Origin of the sequence: Mucilaginibacter terrigena (assembly GCF_004168255.1) — a bacterium.
GTDB classification, from domain to species: Bacteria; Bacteroidota; Bacteroidia; order Sphingobacteriales; family Sphingobacteriaceae; genus Mucilaginibacter; species Mucilaginibacter terrigena.
The window spans coordinates 212,072-231,712 of the sequence record NZ_SEWG01000002.1 but is presented as its reverse complement, the minus strand read 5'-3'; the positions used below and the strand labels follow the sequence as shown (position 1 = coordinate 231,712).

Here is a 19,641-nt window from a genome sequence, read left to right as displayed (position 1 = left end):
ATCCCCAAATATTAATTTTTAAAAGAATTACAATTTTAGCAATAAACCGCTGCAGGCGTTAACAGTTATGGGTATGCCTGAAGTAATATTATCGGTATGAAAAAAAGCTCCGTTTAAAAGATCCGCGTAATCTCCTGCCCCACTAAGGCCAAATTGTGTAAGCAAATCCACAGGGATCTTAATATCCATGCTGCGTTCGGCGCGGTTAAAGTTGGCTATCACCACTACTTTTTGCTGCGCGGTATAACGCAGGTAGATATAAAGCATGGTATCAAAGCCCGGCTGGTGCTCGTTGGCTATCATCAGCTCATAAAAAGCACCGCTGCTTAGGGCTTCGTTATCTTTTACAATATTCAGCAGCTTATTGTAGAAGTTTCGCAGGTTGTCTTGTGCCGGTGTTAATTGAGCGCCGTCAAATGAACCGTTGTTCATCCACTGTTGATGCGCGGGCACGCCCCAGTAGTCAAATATGGTTGTACGGCCATCGTCACCGCTAAAACCCGACGCACCTTCGGCGGGTTCGCCCACCTCCTGCCCATTATAGATCATCACCGGGCCGGTAGCCAGCGTAGCGCTTACGATCATCCCGGGGATTGCCAGGGCAGCGTCGCCCGCGAAATGGTGGCTGGCTATGCGCTGCTCGTCGTGGTTTTCCATAAAACGCAGCATGTGTTGGTCTATACCACGGCAGTGGTTGTTCCAAACCCCGTTAATTTCCCAAGTGGATGCGCCCGGCTCGTTGCAGGTTAATCTGCGGATGGCATCGTACAGGCCAACCTTATCGTACAGGTAATCGAACCCGCCGTTGTGGATGTAATTGTAGTATTGGTTTTTATCATACGCCTCCCCGATGAAGATAAGACCGGAGAATTTATTTTTTAGCTGAGGTATCAACCAAGCCCAAAACTCAACGGGCACCATCTCTATCATATCACAGCGGAAACCATCCACGCCCATATCTGCCCAGTAGCTTAGAATATGAAGCATTTTATGCCATAACGGCGGGATATGGTCAAAGTAGGATTTCTTACCATCAAGATAGTAAACGCCATAGTTAAGCTTAACGGTCTCGAACCAGTCGTTGATGGATGGCGCGGCGTTAAACACATCATTCCCGGTTGCTTTAGCCGGAAACTCATTAAACTTACCGTCCTTTAACGGCGACGTAAATTCATCGCCACCGGGGTTGTAACCGCCGGGTACTACAAAAGGCTGACCGGGAATGTAATAAAAATCGTTATCGGGCGAAAAGTTCATGGTATTATCATCATCCTCGCCAAAATCGCGCACACCATCCGGTTTTACATCCGAGGCGTAGGTACGCGCCACATGATTAGGCACAAAATCGATAATAACCTTTAAGCCATTCTGATGCGTACGGCCAACCAGTTCTTTAAACTCCGAGATGCGGAATTCCACATCAGTTGCAAGGTCGGTAGCAATATCATAATAATCCTTAATAGCATATGGCGACCCCGCACGGCCTTTAACAACATCGGGGTCATCGGGTTTAATGCCGTGGGCCGAGTGGTCTGTCATGGTGGCGTGCTCAATTACACCTGTGTACCAAACGTGGGTAAAACCCATCGTTTTTATTTCGACAAGAGCCTTATCGGTAATATCGTTTAGCTTACCTGTGCCATTTTCTTCAACCGAACCGTAAAGCTTGTTGGTGGTGTTTTTATTGCCGAATAATCGCGGCAGCAACTGGTAAATAATTAGTTTATGGTTGGAGACAGGCATTTAAGATAATTTATAAAATCTATTGATTTTGGCACGATGGGCCATGAACCCGCCAATACTCGAAAAAACAAACAGAAGCGGTACCGTTAACAGAAAATCAAGCGGCTGAAGCCGCAATATGGCAACTGCAACATACAATATAAAAACAGTTACCCAGGGTATTAACAAAGCTTTATGAATACCATACCTGCCCTGTTGAAGAGGCAAAAACTTAAGGGTTAAATAGCCTGTGCCGGCTGCAATACCTAAACACAAAATAACAATTATCAACCCCACAAAAAACATCACGGTAAATATAATATTCAGCAGGAAACAAATCCCAGTCATGATACCGATGCCGATAATTACCCAATGCAAACTTCTCATTTCGCGTTTACTATTAATTGGTTATTTGCTTTAACAAAAACCTCGTTGCCGTAAACTTTTAGCTTATGATCAGCCGCCGAAAGGTTTTTAATTAAAACCCCATCCCCGCTTACCTTTACCTTCAATAACGCTCCCCTAAAACCCACCTGGAAAGAAAAAGCCTTCCATTGGTGCGGCAACAGTGGGTTAAACGACAACATACCATCCTTCACCCGCATGCCGCCAAAACCTTCTACAACAGACATCCAGGTGCCGGCCATCGAGGTGATGTGGCAGCCATCCTCGGTATCGTTATTATAATCGTCTATATCTAATCTTGAGGTGCGGAGGTAAAACTGGTAAGCCCGCTCAATATCACCCAGCCTGGCGGCTAATATGGCGTGTACGCAGGGGGAAAGCGACGACTCGTGCACCGTCCTTGGTTCATAAAAATCATAATTCCTTCGGATGGTATCCAAGTCGTAATTATCCTCGAAGAAGTAAAGGCCCTGCAATACATCGGCCTGCTTAATGTAAACCGAGCGCAGGATCCTGTCCCAGCTCCATTTTTTAACCAGCGGCTGCTCGGTAGCGGGCAGATCTTTTACTAAGATCTGTTCTTTATCCAAATAGCCATCCTGCTGTAAAAAGATGCCCAGTTTATCATCATGCGCGAAATACATTTTGCCGATGATGTCCGCGAATTTCTCGCACTCCTGTTCTTCGCGGAAGCTGATCTTTGCCACCAAGTCATTGTATTTCGGCTGATTAGCTTCTTTCACCTTGCCAATGGCTTCGATGGTATATTTTAAGCACCAAACTGCTATGGTGCTGGTATACCAGTTGTTGTTAACGTTGTTTTCGTACTCGTTTGGCCCGGTTACCCCAAGCATCACATATTGCTGTCGCCCGTCGGACCAGGTGATCCGCTGTGCCCAGAAACGGGAGATGGCGATCAAAACTTCCAGGCCGTAATCGGTTAAGTAGGCTTCGTCGCCGGTATAACGCACATAGTTAAAAATAGCATAAGCGATAGCCCCATTACGGTGGATCTCCTCGAAGGTTATCTCCCATTCGTTATGGCATTCGGTGCCATCCATAGTAACCATGGGGTATAAAGCTGCGCCATCTTTAAAGCCAAGTAATTTGGCATTGTCTATTGCCTTACCTAATTGTTTGTAACGGTACAGCAGCAAGTTTCGGGCTACCTTTTGCTCGGCAGTTGCCAGGTAAAAAGTCACGCAATATGCCTCGGTATCCCAATAGGTCGATCCTCCGTACTTTTCGCCGGTAAAGCCTTTGGGGCCGATATTTAGGCGGTCGTCCTCGCCGGTATAGGTTTGGTTCAGCTGGAATATATTAAAGCGGATGCCCTGCTGCGCGGCGGCATCGCCCTCTATGATGATATCGTTGTGCTCCCACTTTTTGGCCCAAGCCGCGGCTTGTTCGGCAAGCATGGTATCGAAGCCTTTAGCGCTGATGATAGCCAGCACATCTGCCGAGCGTGTAACCAACTCGGCCGCCGGGTAGTTTTGCGAAGATACGTTCACCGCGTATTTGGTAAGCGTAATGCTTTGTCCCTGCTTTGCCTGCAGCTTAACTTCAGCAGCTATATATTTTTCCTTTTGGATGGGATTTGATATTATTTCTACGGGCTTACCCTCTTGCTCAACTGTAAATTTCATCGCGGTAGCAACCTCGAAACCTGTTTTTTTAGTGCGCAGTTGTACGTAACCGTTATCAGTGTCTATCGCTTTGCTTACTTCATCCCAAAACTTCTCGTCGTAGTTAGCGTCTTTGTTTACAATGTCACCATCGATGAACGGTGTTAAGGATATCTCGCCCTCAAAATTCAAAGGGGTGATGGTATATTTTATCGCTCCGGCCTCATCATCAACCATACTGCAAAAGCGGATAGCTTCCACATCCACCTCTTTACCCGAGGCAGTTTTGGCGCGGAAATTCCGTTGCAGGTAACCGTCCTTCATATTCAGTTCCCGGCGGAAACTCAGCACTTCGCATTTGGCCAGGTCGAGCTGCTCGTTGCCCAGCCAAACATCAACACCTATCCAGTTGGTGGCATTTAAAACTTTGGCAAAATACTCGGGATAGCCATTTTTCCACCAGCCTACGCGTGTTTTATCGGGATAATAAACACCGGCCACATAGTTGCCCTGCAGGGTTTCGCCGCTGTAAGCTTCCTCAAAATTGGCGCGCTGCCCCATACGGCCGTTGCCCAGGCTAAAAACACTTTCGGCAACCTTATTATAATGCGGATCGAACCCTTCTTCGATGATCTTCCACTCGTCAACCTTAAAATATTCTTTCATTGCTATATGCCGGCCATAGTTTCCGCTAAAATAGCAGAAACATTGATAGCCTCACCTAAATCTTCTTTAAAGGAGAGGACTTTTTATAAACACCCGGAGCAGGTAAAAATATTGTACAGGGTGTAAAAGGGTGTAGAAAAAGCTAAAAATAACTTATCTTAAGCCCGGTATGGTCATTAACTTGCCCTAAATTTAAACCCTCCGCATTATGCAGCCATTTGTAGAATTAATACACGCTTCAAAAGCCCCTGCCCCACCCGCAGGTACACGGCCCGGTTGGGCAGCAAGTCCTGATACGTTCGATTTTCGTGAGCAGGTCCCCGTACTGGTCTGGGGAGGCTACCTGTATTGGACATTTGAATATCTCGATAACCGGATGGGGTTCGCTGTTGTAGCTTCTGATCACGCCGGTAGCATTGTAAAACAATGGGAAAAGCAAGGCCCGCGTTACATCTGGGACATTACTTTAGAACTCGGGGGGAAAAGCGTAACTTTTTGGGGGCAGGAGAATATAAAACTGGTAGTTAAATTAGAAGACCTGCACGTAAGCATAGATCAATATTACAGCCTTTATCCCCCGCCGGTTATAAATTTGGTTCCGTTTTCTGAGGCACCGGCCGTGCCTCCCGGCCTGTTTAGCTTTTGGCAGTTAGATTCGCACCCCACCGCGCGGCAATCTGGCATACCGGTACTCGCCTTTGAGGATCATACTTATCGCGTTTACGAGTATCCGGACAACCGTACTGCTTTTGCCTTGATAGCATTTAACAAGGATGGAAAAATTGTAACCGACTGGGAACTACAAGGTGCCCGGCACATTACTAATTTGGTTGTAGACCTGCAAAACAAACGGGTTAATTTTACAGGACAGAGCGACAAAACAGTAACCCGCACCTGGGATGAGCTTAGAATTAGCGGCCCGGGGAACGATGCTGCCAGTTCGGGAAAATTTGCGCAAATGGAAGTTAAAGAGGTAGATGTAAAAACCGCACCTGCCATACCCGGTGATCTGGAAATGGAACGCACTTGGACAACCGGGCCTAATGCGCATAACGATAGTAAATATTGTACGGTGTTGCTTTATCAGGGCAATACTTACTGGGCATTTGATAACCAGCATAACGAGAACAGTATAGGTATTGTAGCCTATGATAGCAATGGCAACCTTGTTAAACACTGGAAAAAACCGGGCACACGTTATTTATGGTCGGTTTCTGTAGACCCAAGGCGTAAAACCGTTACCTTTTGGGGACAGGCTAACCAAACAGTAGTTATGGGCTGGGATGAACTGAAAGTGTAGCTATACATAATACTTAACATGGGTACCATCTGAGCTTGTCGAAGAGTACGCGGTGGGGTATAGTCCGCCAATGGTTTGACAGGCTCACCATTAACATCTTGCGCAACGGGCAATTACTTATGGTGTTTGCCCTGCCAATAAATACAGTACTGCCATACGTATGGCAACGCCGTTCTCTACCTGGTCCAGGATGATGGATTGTTTGCTGTCGGCTACGTCGCTGGTAATTTCCACGCCACGGTTTATGGGGCCGGGGTGCATTACAGTGATCTCTTTGTCGAGCGAGTCGAGGATCTGTTTGTTCAGGCCATACATCATGGTGTATTCGCGCAGGCTGGGGAAGTACTTGATGTCCTGGCGCTCCAGTTGTATACGCAGCATGTTGGCCACATCGCACCAGTTTAAGGCTTTTACCAGGTTATGCTCCACCTTTACGCCAAGCGAGCCGATATATTTAGGGATAAGCGTTGTTGGGCCGCAAACCATTACTTCGGCACCAAGTTGTTTAAGGCAAAGGATGTTCGACAGGGCCACCCGCGAGTGCAGGATGTCCCCTACTATCACCACCTTTTTACCTGCCACATCACCGTAACGCTCGCGGATAGAAAAAGCATCCAACAACGCTTGTGTAGGGTGCTCGTGCGCGCCGTCGCCGGCGTTCACTATCTGGGCCTTTACATGCTTGGAAAGGAAGATGCCCGCCCCTGCGTATGGATGGCGCATAACTACCATATCCACCTTCATGGCCAGTATGTTATTTACAGTATCTATCAGGGTTTCGCCTTTGCTTACCGACGATGAGGAAGCCGCGAAGTTCACCACATCGGCAGAAAGCCTTTTTTCGGCCAATTCAAACGATAAACGGGTACGGGTAGAGTTTTCGAAGAAGATATTGGCGATAGTTACATCGCGCAGCGAAGGCACCTTTTTTATCGGCCTGTTAAGCACCGTTTTAAAATTATCGGCGGTCTCAAATATCAGTTCGATATCCGACCTATTCAAGTCCTTAATTCCTAACAAATGCCGTGTGCTTAGCGCCATGTTTATTTTTTATGAATTATTTAAGCTATGTCATTGCGAGCGATAGCGTGGCAACCTCTTCGCATGCTTAGCTTTCATGCATTGCTAAGAGTTTGCTTCGTCGTCCCTCCTCGCAATGACATTTTTATTTTTTGTTATCGTAATTCTAAAATCGTAAATCTAAAATCACTTCGCCTCCGATACCAGCACTATCCTGTCCTCGCCGTCGGTTTCCTTCCAGCTCACTACCACTTTTTGCGATGCGATGGAGTCCACCTCGATACCTACATAATCTGCCGCTACCGGGATGTGCCTGGAGTACCGCCTGTCAACCAGTGCCAGCAACTCCATCTTTTCGGGGCGGCCAAATGCCTGCATAGCATCCATAGCCGCGCGGATGGTGCGGCCTGTCCACAGCACATCATCCAGCATAATTACTTTTTTGCCCTCTATAATAAAATCTATTTTGGTTTGATTAGGCACCAGCGGCGAACCCTGGCGGCGAAAATCATCGCGATAAAAGGTGATGTCCAGGTCGCCCTGTTCTATATTGCTGTCCGGTAATATCTTTCTTAGTTCTTCGGCTACGCGCTTGGCCAGGTAAATCCCCCGTGGCTGTATGCCTATTAAAACTGAGCCTGAAAACTCGTTATGATTTTCAATTAACTGACGACATAAACGCTGAATAGTGATTTGGAATTTTTGACCGTCGAGCAGCGTTAAGTTTTGCATCGTATGGGTGGATTTGGGCAAAGGTAAAAATTATTTTGTGTTTAGGATAAACAAATATATTAAACCCGTAATTGAGGGTTTGAATTTACAACCGCAATTGCCTAAATTTAAGCTACCATTTAACGGCATCTGTTGCATGCTTTTTAAAAAATCATATCCTAAAATATATACCCTTATTATATTACTGCTATGCCTGTTTTTTTGCAACGCGCGCGGCCAGGATAAAACATCTGCTACCAAAAAGATCATAAGTACTGTTGAAGATTATCGCAACCTATATCCATCAGAAAAATTATATATAAAGTTAGACCGCCCCAACTACACCGTTACCGATACTATTTGGTTTAAAGCGTGGTTATTTAACGCCGCATTATATACCCCCTCAAAATTAAGCGCCAAATTATATGTAGAACTTATTAACGATAGCAGCATTGTAGTAAAACGTTTTGCCATACCGTTAAAAATGGGTTTAGGGTACGGGCAAATTGCCCTTAACGAGCAACTTGGCGAAGGCCGTTACACGTTGCGTGCTTATACTAACTGGATGCAGAATTTTGGCCCGGGTGCCTTATTTAGCAAAATGTTATACATTGGAAAACCTTTAACTGCCGGTAACTGGCTGATAAACGAGCAGCACAATATTACATCCACAAATAACTTAAACTTAGCTGTAACACTAACCGATATTAATAATTTACCTGTAAGCTATAAAGATGTTGAATTAAAGCTGATGGAGGGCAACAGCACACTGTTCAAAAGCAATTATTTAACAGGCGATGACGGTATGCTTCACAGCCAGGTTAAGCTACCTGCCAATGTGCAGGAAAAGCAATTATCCTTACACATTACCGATAAGATCACTAAAAGCACATTTAGCCTGCCATTTTACCCCGGTGGTACCATGCAGGATATCGACCTTCAATTTATGCCCGAGAGCGGCAATATGGTGGCGGGCTTAACAAACAGGGTTGGCTTTAAGGCAATTGGTAAAGATGGGTTAGGCGTTGATGTACAAGGCATTATTAATGATAGTAAAGGCAACCAGGCCGGAAAGTTTAAAAGCACCCGGAAAGGTATGGGTAACTTTATATTGCTCCCACAACCTGGTGAGGCCTATACTGCTAATTATTGGGTTAATGGCATTAAACATGTTGCGCAATTACCGGGAGTTATGCCGGCAGGCATTATACTAAAAGTGGATAATCTGGCTAACGCCGATTCTGTTTTTATACATATAACAGCTACGCCCGGCATTGCGGCTGCAAACAGGCAATACGTTTTGTTGGCACAATCGGCAGGCGGGGTGTATTTGGGGGCGGCGCTTAACTTGCAAAAGGGGTTTTATAACATGGCCTTTGCTAAAAGCATTTTTGTATCGGGCATTATAAACTTTACGTTGCTTGATGGCACACAACCCCTCGCGCAGCGCAAAATATTTATCGACCACCATGACCGTATGGTGCTTAATATTGAGCCCGCGCACGCTACCTGGCTGGCAAACGACAGTATATCCGTAACATTAAACGCATTAGATGCCGCAGCTAACCCTGTAAAAGGCAGTTTTGCTGTGTCGGTAACAGATGATGCGTTGGTAAAGCAGGATTCGTTACAGGAAAATATGGAAAGCCGCCTGCTGCTTACATCCGAGCTTAAGGGCAATATAGAAGAACCTTCGTGGTATTTTAGAGGAAATGACCCGCTAACTGCTGTAGCGCTGGATAACCTGATGCTGACACAGGGGTGGACAGGTTTCGACAATGCCATTTTTGCACAAATCCCTGCAACCCCTAAATTTTTAGCCGAACCGGATAACGCTTTAACAGGCCGTGTAACCGGGTTATTTAACAATCCATTTAAAAACGCGAAGGTTAGCATCTTCACTACCAATAAAAAATATAGCATCATATTGATTGATACCGTTACCGATGCAAACGGGCGGTTTAAGCTAAGCAATCTGCCGCTGGTTGATAGCATAATTTATCATATTAAAGCTACCGGCAAAAACGGCAGGGAATTAGGCGCTAAATTCGATCTGGATGTATTTAAACCTGCACCGATAACTAAGTCGGAAGGGGTTATGCCGATGCCCTGGTATGCTCAGCATACCGACCCGGCTATGATCAGATTGTATAGCAATCCCCCGCAAACGCTACCAGATCTAAACCCGGACGAGGTTAAAGGCCGGCTTTTAAAACAGGTTGTTATTAAAGGCAAAAAACCTATCGACCCGAAAACGTATATACCAATGATACGGAAGGTTATTAACGAAAAAACACTGTTAGAAGCAGGGAACAAGAACCTGCGCGACCTGCTTGCCGAAAAATTCAACAGCCTGCATATAGTAGGTTATTATAGCCCCGACAAGGAAACGGAACAATATCTTATCGGCCATAATATTTTAGTTGATGTACAGGTTGATGGCCAAAGCATGCGCCAAACATATCGTGAGCAATTTGTTTCAACCCTTAGGTTGTTCCTTTATAATATCCCGGCGTCGGAGATCAAAAATATACGCATATATGATGGTTTTTACGCTGTTATCACTATTGAAACACGCGGCGGTACAGGCTTAAATACTATGCCCACTCCCGGCCTTATTGTGTATCGGCCTATTCCGTACAACCTTGCTGTGCAATTTTACACCCCCCGTTATAAATTAAATAATCCTGCCTTAAATAACCTACGCCCCACTCTTTATTGGCACCCTGATTTAGTTACTGATGCCAGCGGCAAAGTTACCCTGTATTTTTATGCCGGCAACAAACCATCAACTTATACCATTAACATTGAGGGGGCAGATATGCTTGGCCATTTTGGCGCGCAAACATTAAAAATAAATATTGCATCTAAAACCACGGCGAGTAAGTAGTATATCCTAAACGTGTAATAGCATAAATCTTATCTTCCTGAAGATGCGCCAGCTGCGGGGCAGGTCGGGCGGGTAATAAAACCGGAAGGATGTTAGCCTGAGGTATTTGTAATACAAATGGCGGGCAGGATGCTTGCTGCGATAGAACCACGGTTTGCCATCGCCCCCGCCGGTGTAATGTACTACCACCGGGTTTTTGATAGCCTTATGCAGCAGCAGATCTATAGATGCTGCCGGGTAAAAACTGGTTTGCACGTTAAATTTATAGTCCAGCCGGTAAAAATTGCCCTTTATTGTTGCGTTAATGGCATCCTGGTCCCATAACTCGCAGAGTTGGGGATGTGTATGCAGGAACTCTGATATCTGTTCTGTAAGGCCCTTTTGCCTGAAATAGTCCAGGTTGAAGAGAATAACACCGGCGTTTATATACAACTGATCATCCCGCATCCCAAGTCCGTGTTTTTTGTCAGTAAATACACCCGGCTCGGGCACCGCCGCGAGTGGGTGGTCGCTAACGTCGAGGTTTAATATTTCGCTGATATCGCCATCTATCACGATATCCGAATCCATAAAAAGCACCTGCTTAAGGTCCTTTAGCAGGTAAGGCAGCCAAATCCTGAAAAAAGTGGCTGATGTAACATGGTCTGTGGATTTTAACGGTAATTGTGGCGGCAGCAAGGTATTATCAAAAGCCACAAAATGCAGGTTGATATGGCTTTTTTTAAACTCCCTGCGCATCCGGCTAATGTTTCGGTGGCTTAGTCCATCATAAATGCAGTATACATTAACCGCAGATGGGATATTTACGTCAAGCGATCTTAACATTACACACGCGTGCTGAACGTAGTTATTATCGATGGTTATAGCTATAGAATTTAAAAACATATCAACTACATAGGTATCTTAAATTATACGCGCAAAGTTAAAATTATAACAGGCGAATATATCATAACAAAAAAAAGCCTCCCGATAAATCGGGAGGCTTTGGTATATAAACTTTAAAAGATTAAACCTCTTCGGTTTCTTCAGCAGCAGGGGTTTCAGCTTCCGGTTCTGCTTTTTTAGCAGCAGGGGCAGCAGCAGGCTTTTTAGCCGCTTTGCTTTCTGCACCTTCCATTTGCTCTTTTAACTGAGCAAGTACGCTAAGGTCACCTAAAGTTGATTTCTCTACCGATTCTTTCACTTTCTTAACCGCGTTGTTAGCAGATTTTGCTTCCTTTTTACGGTTTTCAAATTCCTGAACACGGGCATCAGTACGAGCTTCTTCCCATATACGTGAGTGTGAAATAACGATACGTTTGTTCTCTTTGTTAAACTCAATTATCTTGAATTCAGCAGTTTCTTCAGCTTTGATAGCTTTACCGTCCTCTTTAACCAGGTGTTTGGTTGGGCAGAAGCCTTCAACACCGTAAGGTAAAGCTACGATAGCGCCTTTATCAGTTACCTTTAACACGGTACCTTCATGTATCGAATCGATAGTAAAGATAGTTTCAAAGGTATCCCAAGGGTTTTCTTCAAGCTGTTTGTGGCCTAAGCTTAATTTACGGTTTTCGATATCAAGCTCAAGAACTACTACGTCTAATTTTTCGCCAACCTTAGTAAATTCGTTAGGGTGGTTTACTTTTTTAGACCATGAAAGGTCAGAGATGTGGATCAGGCCGTCAATACCGTCTTCCAGTTCAACAAACACACCAAAGTTGGTCATGTTTTTAACTGTAGCAACGTGCTGTGTACCAATAGCGTATTTAGCGCCGGCATTTTGCCATGGATCAGGAGTCAATTGTTTGATACCCAAGCTCATTTTGCGCTCGTCGCGGTCTAAGGTTAATACCTGTGCTTCAACTTCGTCGCCAACTTTCAGGAACTCCTGAGGGTTACGCAGGTTTTGAGACCATGACATTTCTGACACGTGGATCAAACCTTCAACACCCGGGATAATTTCTAAGAACGCGCCGTAATCAGCAACAGTTACAATTTTACCTTTAACCTTTGAGCCGATAACCAATTCGGTATCAAGCGACTGCCAAGGGTGCGGGGTAAGTTGTTTTAAACCTAAAGCGATACGTTTTTTCTCGTCATCAAAATCCAGAACAACAACGTTGATTTTCTGATCCAATGCAAGAACTTCTCTCGGATGCTCGATACGGCCCCAAGATATATCTGTAATGTGCAGTAAACCGTCAACACCACCAAGGTCAATAAATACACCAAAGTCGGTAATGTTTTTAACGGTACCTTCCAATACCTGGCCTTTTTCAAGTTTGGCCACAATTTCGGTTTTTTGGTTTTCCAGATCGTCTTCGATAAGCACTTTATGCGATACCACTACGTTTTTAAACTCGTGGTTTATCTTAACAACTTTAAATTCCATTGTTTTGCCCACATAGATATCGTAATCCCTGATAGGTTTGATATCGATCTGTGAACCTGGTAAAAAGGCTTCAACGCCCATTATATCTACAATTAAACCACCTTTAGTACGGCTTTTAACAAAACCTGTGATGATCTCATCGTTATCCAGAGCCGAATTAATGCGCTCCCATGATTTTTGAGTTTTTGCACGTTTACGTGATAATACTAACTGACCGTTAGCATCTTCTTGCGACTCTACAAATACTTCAACTGTGTCGCCAACCTTAAGGTCTGGTGTATCACGGAACTCAGAAACAGATACCAAACCGTCAGATTTAAATCCGATGTTTAATACCACATCTTTGTTATTGATATTTACAACTGTACCGGTGATGATCTCGCCTTTAGTAATAGAGCTGAACGTTCCATCATAAAGTTTTTCTAATTTCTCGCGGTCGCTATCGCTGTAATTACCAAATTTTTTGTCATCTGCATCCCAGTCAAAATCCTGATCTGGTGTAACAGCGATCTGAGATTTGATCTCTTCGATTGATATTGAATCAGCTTCTGACTCAATTGTTTCTTTTTCTGCGGTTGCCGTAACTGCACCCAGTTCAGCTTCCTTAGCTTTTAATTCTTTTTCTGCTTCTTGTTTTTTTGCCATTAATAAATTTTACTCCTTTTTCCCAACACTTAATTGGGACTGCAAAGGTACGGATATATTTTTTACAGATAAAAATATTTTAAGTGTTAATTATTGGTTTTTAAGCACTTTTATTGAAAAAGCAGCGTATTTTGAAAGGTTTCGACGCGGATCAGGACTAAACTTGCCGATCTGTTGCAAGATACATGGCTGATAACAGCGGTTATTCTTCTGTAGATTTAAACTTTTCTGCGATCTCGTTATAAATACTCATAAAGCTGGCTATCAGACCAAGGCGGTAATTTAACAGCAGGTCTGTCATCTCAACTTCCTGCTGCGGTGTAAAGGGGTTGCGCCATACCCGCATGCAAATACGTTTAAGCGCGTAGGTTATCTGCTCTATATTAATATAAGTATTTAAATAACGGCTGCGTTTAAATTCGGCATAAAACTTAAAGAAAACATCGGGGGTTTCCATCCCTGCAAAACGCAGGAACTCGCGTATAACCGCTTCGTCGCAGCTATCCAGGTGATCGTAAAAATCGCTTACGCTTATTTCGTTGGTGGTGATGAGCAGGTTATCCAGGATCAACTCAATGGCAATATGCCCCAAAAAGAATGGCTTTACCGGCGATTCTACAATAACAGGCGCGAGCAGTTTTTTCAGGTTATGCGAATGGGTGAGGAAAAATTCGGCCGAGTGGAAATACTTATCAACCAGCAAATGTTTGTTCCACCCTTGTATGATGGAGTTTACGTTCGGGTTGGCATGTGCCAGTTTTTCGGGGTGCAGTACTATGGTTTTATCCGCGTTCTTTAAAAGATCGGGCAGTACGGTACCTAAGGTAAAGTAGCAATCGGTGGTATGTTTGTCGAAATAATAGTGCGAAAGAAAATTCATAGATAGGCGTTAAACGTCTGTTTGGAACAAAGTACAAAACTCGGGCTGTAAATAAAACGGTTACAACAGATATTATAATATAATGACCATATAATAACTCAGTTTTAACAACTACCCATCAAATAATTATTCTATTATCTTTGCCATCCCGATGAAATCGGTTTTAAATTACACAAGATGAATTTTGTTGAAGAATTACGCTGGAGAGGCATGCTGCACGATATTATGCCCGGCACCGAAGAACTATTGAATAAAGGTATGGCTTCGGGATATATTGGTTTCGACCCTACTGCCGATTCGCTGCATGTAGGCCACCTTACCCAGATCATGACACTGATACACTTCCAGCGCGCGGGCCATAAGCCTTACGCCCTGGTTGGCGGCGCTACCGGTATGGTGGGCGACCCATCAGGCAAATCTGCCGAACGTAATTTATTAAGCGAAGATGTGCTTAACCATAACCTTAGATCGGTACAGACACAGCTCGAGAAATTCCTTGACTTTAACAGCGGCGCGAACAGCGCCCAAATGGTAAATAATTACGACTGGTTTAAGAGCTTTACTTTCCTGGATTTTATCCGCGATGTAGGCAAACACCTTACCGTTAATTATATGATGGCAAAGGATTCGGTTAAGAAACGCCTGGAGGGCGAAACAGGCATGTCGTTTACCGAATTTACTTATCAATTGGTGCAGGGATACGATTTTTATTACCTGTGGAAGCATAACAACTGTGTGCTGCAAATGGGCGGCAGCGACCAGTGGGGCAACATTGTTACCGGTACCGAGCTGATCCGCCGTAAGGATGCGGGCGAGGCGTATGCCTTAACCACCCAATTGATCAAAAAAGCGGACGGCACCAAATTCGGTAAAACCGAAAGTGGAGCGGTTTGGCTTGACCCTGCACGCACATCGCCATACCAGTTTTACCAGTTTTGGTTAAATACTACCGATGTTGACGCTAAGGCGTATATCCGCATATTTACTTTATTTGAGCGCGAAGTTATCGAGGCCATGGAAACAGAGCACGATGCCGCGCCGCATACCCGTGTACTGCAAAAGGCCCTGGCAAAAGACATTACCCTGCGCGTACATGGCGAAGCAGGCTTTGAAAAAGCCATTAAATCAACTGAGTTTTTATTCGGCAATACCGGTATCGAGTTTTTAAGCGAGCTGAACGATGATGAACTATTGGCCATATTTAGTGGTGTTCCCAACTTCACTATTGCTAAAAGCGAACTGCAGGCAGGTATAAACGCCACAGAATTGCTGGCTGGCAAAACCGCTGTATTTCCATCTAAAGGCGAGGCAAAAAAAATGATACAAGGCGGCGGTGTAGCTATCAATAAAGAGAAAATAACCACAGCAGACGATGTGTACAACGCTGGTAACCTTGTCAATAACAAATACTTAGTAGCACAAAAAGGAAAGAAGAATTATTTTTTAATTGTTGTAGAATAATTTTGATATTAGACATTTGGTAATTATATTTGTATAAATGTCGTACAAAATAAAACATACTGCAAAAAACGAGGTTAATGAACCTATGGCAATGTATATTACCCAGGTATCATCAACCCCGTTTTATAATTTATTAGGTGGTGCAAAAGCTGCAACCACCTCTTCAGATTTTGACATTATTAAACTGGCGCGCCAGGGCTTTCCAAAAAAGGCTTTGCTTGCGCTGGCCAAAAAAATATCCTTAAACATCCAGGAGTTAGCCAGCATCCTGCATATTTCAGAGCGCACTTTACAACGTTACGAGGATGATGCTATCATTAAAACAGAATATGCCGAAAAGGCCGTTGAACTTGTTCGCCTGTATACCCGCGGCGAGGAGGTTTTTGGCTCGATAGATAAATTTAAGCTTTGGATGAAAACTCCGGGCTTGATATTTAACGGCGAGGCCCCCGTTACTTTTTTAGATACTTCTGCCGGTTTTGATATGGTTTTTAAAGAACTTGGCCGTATAGAGCACGGTGTTTTCGCTTAATGATACTCTACCGTATTTCTCACTGCAATTACATTAAAGATTTAAACGGTACCGGCGCGCGCTTATACGGCGGCCGCTGGAACAGCGAGGGTAAATCAATGGTTTACCTGGCATCGTCCCGGGCTTTGGCTGTGCTGGAGGTATTGGTGCACCTTTCCCCACTATTATTGCCGGATAACTTTTGCATTGCCGAAGTTGAAGTGACCGGGAACAGCATCCTTACACTTGATGTAAAAAGCTTACCGGCAAACTGGCAGGATGCTTCATCGCCCGCTGCATTAAAAACATTGGGTAATCAATTTATTAAAGAAACTAAGTATTTAATGATGAAGGTGCCATCATCTATTATACCCGAAGAATATAATTATCTGCTAAACCCCTGGCACCCTGATATAAAAAAAGTGAATATTATTAGTACCCGCCCATTTAGTTTTGACGACAGGCTGTTGTGATAGAGATTAGTAAATAGAGATCAGAGATTAGGCTTTTTCACAACTAATCTTTAATTTCCAGTTTCTAATCTCTTTCCCCTAAAAGTCGCTTAATAACTCTAATTTCTTGTGATTATATTCCTCCTGCGATATCAGACCGCTCTCGAAAAGGGTTTTTAGCCGCTTTAATTTTTCGGTCAGTTCATCCTTTTTTGGCTCTTCCTGAACAACTGGGGCAGGCGGCGGTGTTGGAGTTGCTGGCGCTGCTACCGGTTGTTGCTGTACGGGTGGCTGGAAACCTGCATGCGACGTATGATCGATATTTACCGCGCCGGATTCAGCACGTTTTTCTTCCAGCTCGCGCAGCCGGCGTGCTTCGCGCTCGGCTTCTTTACGTTCCTGGGCGTATTGGTATAGTTTACGGGCCTGTACCTTTGGCAGGTAATCAACACCCATTTCGGTGCCTATAGTGGTTTTAGCGCTAAATACGGCACCTATAATTTCTTCTTTGGTGTAAACGTCAACAATATCCTTCCACACAAAATCAACAAACTTGATAGACAGGCCAAGGTTTGCCGGGGTAAAGAAAAGGAGACGTTTGTTGGTGATGGCTATGCAATCCGGAAATAGGTTTACGATAGGCTTTTTTTGTACCGCTATATATATGATTTCCTCGCCGGTTGTAAGCAGATCAACCAAACGGCTGTGCACTTTTTCAACTGCTTTAGGGTCTTGCTCGTCGCGTAAGAATTTGTCGATCATGATCATTGTTGTTCTATTAGGTCGCAAAAATAATAATATTAGTTGCTAATTAGATAAATGTTAGGCAATAAGCAAATTACAACCGCGGATATCGGAGTTATCAAAACGGCCTAATACTTCAAAGGAGCCATCGGCATATGTCCTGCCCAAATCCTGTGTGGCAATAAACGAACAGGAATTGATGTTAGCTAAGTCGATGATATTGATACCGCCTGTTTTACCGGTACCTATTAATGTAAATGGGTCGTTTGTATCGCGGGTGATGATCTTCATCCAGGGCGGGCAATAAAAAACCCCTTCTCCTTTTGAGTAGGCCTGCGATAAAAGCTCCGTCATGCCATACTCCGAATGGATAGCATCAACACCAAACCCGGCGCACAACGTTTTATGCAATTCCTCGCGGATCATCTCTTTTCGCCGGCCCTTCATACCTCCCGTTTCCATCACGATCAATTCGGGGAAATTGATTTTGTAAGCGTCAACAAAATCTAAAAGGGCGAAGGTTACCCCTATTAGCAAGGTTGGCTTGCCAGCCAGCTTTTGCGCCTGCAAGGTTTTGTAAAGCTCTTCATGGTCGTACATGAAAAAGCCGCTATCGGGATTAGCTGATTGGTTTATCAGATCCTGCGCCATATAAATGAGCGATGATCCCTCCCGCTCTAAGTACGACGGCAGCAGGGCTAAAATCGTGTAATCTTTTATATCGCCATAAAATAAACTGAACGCCCGGCGGAAGCTTTCCTGATACCAGCTAACATCGGTTACATGGTGGCGGCTGGTGATCATCCCGGTGGTGCCAGAACTTGTAAAAACCAATTCATCCGACTCGGCAGAGGTAACCACAGGGTGCGATTTAAAGAACTCGACCGGCATAAAGGGAATCTGGTTAACCGATTTTACATCAGCGGAATTTATTTTCAAGCCGGATACAAATTCGCCATACACCTGGCAGTTTGCCGCCTGGCATTGAAACACCTGCAACACGGTTTCCACAAAAGCTTGCTTATTATTTATGGCGAATACCTGCTGTTTACCGGGTTTTATCATGCTGTTGGCAAAGATAGTGCAGATATGCAGATTTATGATGTGCAGGTGAATGTAAATATTGCTTTATGGTGGTGTAATTTTGTACAACAAATATTCCGAATTGGAGTTATAGGAAAACATATCCACAACATATACGACAATGAAAACATTAAAATTATTTAGCTTACCTATACTGCTAAGCGCTTTTTTTATACTGGCATCAGCCAAACCTGCCGACGATAAAGGCACAGAAAAAATTCACGATGCTACCAACGTATTAAAAGCCTTTGGCAAAATGAAAGAAAGCATCCCGCATCAGCTGCTGGAAGAATACGAGGGCGTGGTGATCATCCCTAAACTGATCAATGCCGGTTTTGGAATTGGCGGCAAACGCGGACAAGGCGTTGCGATGGTTAAACTGGCCGACGGCAAATGGAGCGACCCGGTATTTATCACGCTTACCGGCGGCAGTATCGGTTTCCAGATCGGTGTACAATCGGTTGATATGGTGTTGGTTTTCCGTAATAAAGGCGTTTTGGCCAAAGTGGAGAACGGCGATTTTACCATTGGCGGCGATGTATCGGCAGCAGCAGGCCCGGTTGGCCGCAGCAGTACCGCCAGCACCGATTATAAATTACAGGCCGAGGTTTATTCCTACTCGCGCAGCAAAGGCTTATTTGCGGGTATCAGCATCAATGGCTCTAATCTTGCTATTAACAAAAGCGCCAATGCAGCGTATTACGGCGAAGATTCTGCATCTGGCGATATATTTGCCCGCTCTACAGATAAATCTGAAGCGGTAACGCAGTTAAAGGCTACGTTAAACGCGTTGTAGTTAAACAAAATTTCAACAAAAGCTCCGGCCGAGTGGTCGGGGCTTTTGTTTTAAGCTTCCTGCTCAAAATCTTCTATCTCATTTAAAAAATTATGTGCCGAGTTTGCCTGGCGCCAGCCAGTACCGGCCAGCAGGTTTTTACCTACGCTTTCGCTGATGTTTTTTGCACTGAGCAATTTAAATACCCACACTGCCAATGGTATTAAAACTATGCCCACCACCACGTTCGACAAGAAATATAACCTGCGCTGCGGCTCAAACAGATCGATATGTAAAAACGCTTACCAGCCACCAACATCATCACAGGGTAAGCGGCAAAAGCACAAACGCGTATTTGGTGTAGTTTACCATGTATAGCT

General features: G+C 44.4%; 17 protein-coding genes. 7 read left to right on the top strand and 10 right to left on the bottom strand.

The annotated features are described in order from the left end of the window. Window positions 1-27: 27 nt before the first annotated feature. The gene (locus EWM62_RS04890) at window positions 28-1,743 is read right to left on the bottom strand and encodes an alpha-amylase family protein (RefSeq protein WP_129875540.1); all 1,716 of its coding nucleotides are present in this window, start codon (window positions 1,741-1,743) and stop codon (window positions 28-30) included. Between the two features lie 362 nt (window positions 1,744-2,105). Further along, on the bottom strand, window positions 2,106-4,418 hold the full coding sequence (locus tag EWM62_RS04885; protein ID WP_129875539.1) for a glycoside hydrolase family 65 protein: 2,313 nt from the start codon (window positions 4,416-4,418) through the stop codon (window positions 2,106-2,108). A gap of 208 nt (window positions 4,419-4,626) precedes the next feature. Between EWM62_RS04885 and EWM62_RS04880 the strand changes: the two genes are divergently transcribed. Next, the gene (locus tag EWM62_RS04880; protein ID WP_129875538.1) at window positions 4,627-5,718 is read left to right on the top strand and encodes a hypothetical protein; all 1,092 of its coding nucleotides are present in this window, start codon (window positions 4,627-4,629) and stop codon (window positions 5,716-5,718) included. Window positions 5,719-5,835: 117 nt separating this feature from the next. Here the strand turns inward: EWM62_RS04880 and EWM62_RS04875 are convergent, their stop codons facing one another. Both EWM62_RS04875 and pyrR read right to left on the bottom strand, forming a co-directional pair. Beyond that, window positions 5,836-6,759, bottom strand: coding sequence for an aspartate carbamoyltransferase catalytic subunit (locus EWM62_RS04875; RefSeq protein ID WP_129875537.1), 924 nt, complete (start codon window positions 6,757-6,759; stop codon window positions 5,836-5,838). A 165-nt stretch (window positions 6,760-6,924) separates the two neighbouring features. Beyond that, entirely contained in the window at window positions 6,925-7,470 is a 546-nt protein-coding gene (gene pyrR / locus EWM62_RS04870) for a bifunctional pyr operon transcriptional regulator/uracil phosphoribosyltransferase PyrR (RefSeq protein WP_129875536.1), read from the bottom strand. Between the two features lie 136 nt (window positions 7,471-7,606). Here pyrR and EWM62_RS04865 point away from each other — a divergent pair, with 136 nt between their 5' ends. Then, complete coding sequence (locus EWM62_RS04865) at window positions 7,607-10,339, top strand: carboxypeptidase-like regulatory domain-containing protein (RefSeq protein ID WP_129875535.1); 2,733 nt, start codon at window positions 7,607-7,609, stop codon at window positions 10,337-10,339. A gap of 6 nt (window positions 10,340-10,345) precedes the next feature. Here the strand turns inward: EWM62_RS04865 and EWM62_RS04860 are convergent, their stop codons facing one another. The 3 genes from EWM62_RS04860 to EWM62_RS04850 all read right to left on the bottom strand — a co-directional run bounded on the left by EWM62_RS04860 (window position 10,346) and on the right by EWM62_RS04850 (window position 14,235). Further along, window positions 10,346-11,224 (bottom strand): glycosyltransferase family 8 protein, encoded by an 879-nt coding sequence (locus tag EWM62_RS04860; RefSeq protein WP_129875534.1) that lies wholly within the window; start codon window positions 11,222-11,224, stop codon window positions 10,346-10,348. A 121-nt stretch (window positions 11,225-11,345) separates the two neighbouring features. After that, window positions 11,346-13,355 (bottom strand): 30S ribosomal protein S1, encoded by a 2,010-nt coding sequence (gene rpsA / locus EWM62_RS04855; protein WP_129875533.1) that lies wholly within the window; start codon window positions 13,353-13,355, stop codon window positions 11,346-11,348. Between the two features lie 202 nt (window positions 13,356-13,557). Further along, entirely contained in the window at window positions 13,558-14,235 is a 678-nt protein-coding gene (locus EWM62_RS04850; protein WP_129875532.1) for a hypothetical protein, read from the bottom strand. Between the two features lie 177 nt (window positions 14,236-14,412). Here EWM62_RS04850 and tyrS point away from each other — a divergent pair, with 177 nt between their 5' ends. Genes tyrS through EWM62_RS04835 form a run of 3 tightly spaced genes read left to right on the top strand, consistent with a single transcriptional unit; the run spans window position 14,413 to window position 16,680 of the window. Next, window positions 14,413-15,696 (top strand): tyrosine--tRNA ligase, encoded by a 1,284-nt coding sequence (gene tyrS, locus EWM62_RS04845; RefSeq protein ID WP_129875531.1) that lies wholly within the window; start codon window positions 14,413-14,415, stop codon window positions 15,694-15,696. A gap of 37 nt (window positions 15,697-15,733) precedes the next feature. Further along, window positions 15,734-16,228 carry a type II RES/Xre toxin-antitoxin system antitoxin gene (gene parS, locus EWM62_RS04840; RefSeq protein ID WP_129875530.1) on the top strand — a complete coding sequence of 165 codons (495 nt, stop codon included), beginning with the start codon at window positions 15,734-15,736 and terminating at the stop codon, window positions 16,226-16,228. Further along, the gene (locus EWM62_RS04835) at window positions 16,228-16,680 is read left to right on the top strand and encodes an RES family NAD+ phosphorylase (RefSeq protein ID WP_129875529.1); all 453 of its coding nucleotides are present in this window, start codon (window positions 16,228-16,230) and stop codon (window positions 16,678-16,680) included. Before parS ends, EWM62_RS04835 begins: the two co-directional genes overlap by 1 nt. Before the next feature lie 78 nt (window positions 16,681-16,758). Here EWM62_RS04835 and EWM62_RS04830 read toward each other — a convergent pair whose 3' ends face one another. Both EWM62_RS04830 and EWM62_RS04825 read right to left on the bottom strand, forming a co-directional pair. Then, window positions 16,759-17,421, bottom strand: coding sequence for a PH domain-containing protein (locus EWM62_RS04830; RefSeq protein ID WP_238989282.1), 663 nt, complete (start codon window positions 17,419-17,421; stop codon window positions 16,759-16,761). A 60-nt stretch (window positions 17,422-17,481) separates the two neighbouring features. Beyond that, window positions 17,482-18,468, bottom strand: a complete 987-nt coding sequence (locus tag EWM62_RS04825) for a long-chain-fatty-acid--protein ligase (protein WP_129875527.1) — start codon at window positions 18,466-18,468, stop codon at window positions 17,482-17,484. A gap of 139 nt (window positions 18,469-18,607) precedes the next feature. Between EWM62_RS04825 and EWM62_RS04820 the strand changes: the two genes are divergently transcribed. After that, entirely contained in the window at window positions 18,608-19,282 is a 675-nt protein-coding gene (locus tag EWM62_RS04820) for a lipid-binding SYLF domain-containing protein (RefSeq protein ID WP_129875526.1), read from the top strand. Between the two features lie 50 nt (window positions 19,283-19,332). Here the strand turns inward: EWM62_RS04820 and EWM62_RS19220 are convergent, their stop codons facing one another. Beyond that, window positions 19,333-19,473 carry a hypothetical protein gene (locus tag EWM62_RS19220; RefSeq protein ID WP_162499778.1) on the bottom strand — a complete coding sequence of 47 codons (141 nt, stop codon included), beginning with the start codon at window positions 19,471-19,473 and terminating at the stop codon, window positions 19,333-19,335. Between the two features lie 19 nt (window positions 19,474-19,492). Between EWM62_RS19220 and EWM62_RS19215 the strand changes: the two genes are divergently transcribed. Further along, window positions 19,493-19,639 carry a hypothetical protein gene (locus EWM62_RS19215; protein WP_162499777.1) on the top strand — a complete coding sequence of 49 codons (147 nt, stop codon included), beginning with the start codon at window positions 19,493-19,495 and terminating at the stop codon, window positions 19,637-19,639. Window positions 19,640-19,641 lie beyond the last annotated feature (2 nt).